General features: G+C 74.5%; 3 protein-coding genes. 1 reads left to right on the top strand and 2 read right to left on the bottom strand.

Annotated elements, in window-relative coordinates; translation table 11 throughout:
• On the top strand, positions 1-551 hold a 551-nt coding region (locus ACFV8H_RS40410; RefSeq protein WP_380409642.1), incomplete at its 5' end, for a hypothetical protein.
• A gap of 77 nt (positions 552-628) precedes the next feature.
• On the opposite strand, the gene ACFV8H_RS40405 is transcribed toward ACFV8H_RS40410, so the two are convergent.
• Together ACFV8H_RS40405 and ACFV8H_RS40400 are read right to left on the bottom strand one after the other, a co-directional pair.
• On the bottom strand, positions 629-1,618 hold the full coding sequence (locus ACFV8H_RS40405) for a JmjC domain-containing protein (RefSeq protein WP_380409640.1): 990 nt from the start codon (positions 1,616-1,618) through the stop codon (positions 629-631).
• Between the two features lie 34 nt (positions 1,619-1,652).
• Complete coding sequence (locus tag ACFV8H_RS40400; protein WP_380409638.1) at positions 1,653-2,657, bottom strand: cytochrome P450; 1,005 nt, start codon at positions 2,655-2,657, stop codon at positions 1,653-1,655.
• Between the last annotated feature and the right edge of the window lie 238 nt (positions 2,658-2,895).

Here is a 2,895-nt window from a genome sequence, read left to right as displayed (position 1 = left end):
CCGCCCGCCCGACGGGCCGGAATTCGGGCGACGGACGGGCCCGGATGCACGACGATGACGGCATGCTGAACAACGGGGAACCCGAAGCGGATACGACGGACGAGGACGAGCTGCTGCAGCTTCTGGTCGGCGAAGTGTGGGTGAACGTCTACCGGTTCGGCGGCATGGGCGTCGTCGACTTCGGCGGGACGGTCTCCTGGCCGCGGGGCGACAGCGGGGAGGTGTCGACGGGCAGCCGGTACGCCGTGCACGCCCAGTGCCCGTTCCGGATCGTCCAGTGCGGGGAGGTGTACCTCGGCTCCGACGACCTGGTGCCGGCCGGCGGCGGCGACCGCCTCGCCTACGACGCCGGGGCCGACGCGCTGCGGGAGTTCCTGGAGCGGCGCTCGCCCCGGGTGCTGGCGGTGGAGCGGGCGCCGGAGGGCGACCTGCGGATCACCCTGGAGCACGAGCTCAGGATCGACGTCCTGCCGACGAGTGCGAAGGTCGAGGAGTGCTGGCGGTTCCTGGTCCGGGACGGGGAGCACCTCGTCTTCCCGCCCGTCGACTGACCCGCCGGGCCACCACGGCCCGGCAGGTCGGCGCCGATCCCGGGCCGCGGCGGCGGCCCCGCAGGTCGGCCGACGGCTCAGCGCCCGCTGCGGGCCACGGCCCGCAGCCGCCGCCAGGTGCGCCCGGCCGACCCGCCCGCGGGGGCCTCGTCCGCCCAGTCCCGGGCCGTCCCGGCGAAGGTGTCGGTGCCCGTCGCGGCCGGTGGCCGGGCCCGGCCCGTCCGGGCGGCACGCAGCAGCTGCTCCGAGGTGATGCCGCCGAGCCGGGCCCGGGCGTGGTCCAGCAGGGTGGCGCCGGCGGCGGCGATCGCGGGCTCGCCCAGCGGGCGGGTCGGCAGCGCCAGCCCTTCGGCGAGCAGCTGGTCCAGGGCCGTCCGCAGGTCCGGGACGGAGAGGTCGCGGACGGTCAGCGACAGGTGGCCGGACAGTCCCTCGGCGCCCACCGCGCGGTGGGCGAAGGCGCGCGGGACGTAGAGCACGTCGCCGGGCCCGAGGACGGTGTGCAGGCGCTGCGCCGAGCGTTCGTCGTCGGGGAGTTCGCCCAGCGACCACTCGGCGGCGGCCGGCGCGTCGTGGACGTACCAGGTCTTGCGTCCGGCGACCTGGAGGACGAACACGTCGGCGTCGTCGCGGTGCACCGCGAGGCCCTGGCCGCCGACCGGGGTGAGGAAGAAGAACGCCTCCACCCGCCGGTCCAGCTCCTCGGAGAGCCGGGCCACCAACTCCCCGGTCGGGCCGTGCCACTGGTCGACGCAGCGCAGCAGCAGCGTCGCCCCGGTGCGCAGCAGGGCGAGCACCTTGGCGCGGTCGGCGAAGCCGTGGTGGGTGGTGCCGTTGACGGTGCGGGAGGTGGTGAAGGCCTCGGCCGGGAGGACCACCTTGTCGGAGCGGACCATCTCCAGGTACGGGGTGCGCAGCAGCCCGCTGTCGAAGGCGGCGTCCAGGGCGTCGAGGTCGAACGGCGAGGCGGGCCGGGCGGGGGTGAAGACGGCGGGTTCGCGCTGCCACCGGTGCTCGGCGAAGCCTGCGAGGTCGCCGACCCAGTCGGCGAGCGTGGGCGATTCCATGGGGTGTCCAGTGCTGTCGGGAGGGCCGGCCGGTTCAGCTGCCGACGGAGGCCTCGAACCGTACGGAGAGCAGGGAGCGCAGCGGGACGGGCGCGTCCTGCCGGGGGCTGCGGATGGTGAGGCCGTGGTCGAGGGCGACGGTGAGCAGGCGTTCGGCCAGCGGGACGACCAGGTGCTTGGCCCAGCAGCGGGCGCCGTCGAAGCCGAACGGCATGAACCCGGGGGTCTTCTCCGGGTCGGCGACCGCGTCCCACCGCCGCGGCCGGAACTCCAGCGGGTCGGCCCAGTAGTCCGGGTGGCGGTGCATCAGCAGGGGGAGCAGCGCGACGTTGTCCTCGGGGCGGATCTCCGGGTGCAGTCCGGCGTAGGCGTCCCCGCCGTTGCGGTAGAGCATCCACGCGGGCGGGAGCAGGCGCAGGGTCTCCCACAGGACGGTGGTGAGGTCCTGGTGCGGTTCGGGGGCCGTCCGCATCAGCCACAGGGCGTTGCCGGCCAGGGCGGCCACGCCGTCGCAGAGGGTGGCGGAGGCCCGCCGGTACATGGCGACGGCCTGCTTGCGCTCCAGCGGGTCGTCGGCGCCGCGGATCAGTCCGGCCATGGCGGTGGGCGTTCCGGTACTTTTCCCGTTCCCGTTCCCGTTCCCGTTCCCGTTCCCGTTCCCGCCCGCGCCGCCCGGCCAGGTGGTGACGGCCCGGTCGACGAGCCGGGAGAGGGTGTCGGAGCGGGTGATGCCGCGCTTGGCCAGCAGGGAGACCGGCAGCGGGTCGGATCCGAACAGCCACCGGCGCAGGTAGGAGGTGGGCGCGTACGGCCAGGCGCCGTTCAGTCCGCGGGCCGGGGGCGGTGGCTTGCGGATGCCCGCCATGACGTCCTGCCCGAGGGCGCGGATCGTCCGGGTCGCGCTGTCGTGGGGGATGTCGGCGCCCGCGGCGGGCTTGTAGACGGAGCGCTCGGTCTGGAGCACCGGGCGGGCCGCCACGATCTCGGCCATCAGGCGGGCGTCGGAGACGCCGACGGTGCGGGCGTCGACGCGGAACACCTTCGCGTCCCGGGCCAATAGGTCCTGAATTCGCGGGGCGTAGACGACGGAATGTTCGCGGACCGTTTCCGGCGCCATTTCTTGCACGAGGATCCCGCCTCCGTGGGAATACCGATGAAATACGGCGCCGGGGGGGGGGGGGGTGCGCCCCCCCCCCCCCCGCCGGGGGGGGTGATTTTGTGTTGCGGCCCCACCGGTGGTTTGGGGGGTGTCCGGTTGTCGTGTTATAAAATAACCT

The sequence above is a fragment of the Kitasatospora sp. NPDC059827 genome (genome assembly GCF_042731675.1).
Taxonomy (GTDB): Bacteria; Actinomycetota; Actinomycetes; order Streptomycetales; family Streptomycetaceae; genus Kitasatospora.
The sequence above is the reverse complement of the archived record's forward strand: the minus strand, read 5'-3'. Positions and strand labels throughout refer to the sequence as shown.

What these genes read in the sequence shown, in the direction of transcription:
- ACFV8H_RS40405 (WP_380409640.1), bottom strand. Translation starts at nt 1,618, where the DNA reads ATGGAATCGCCCACGCTCGCCGACTGGGTCGGCGACCTCGCAGGCTTC.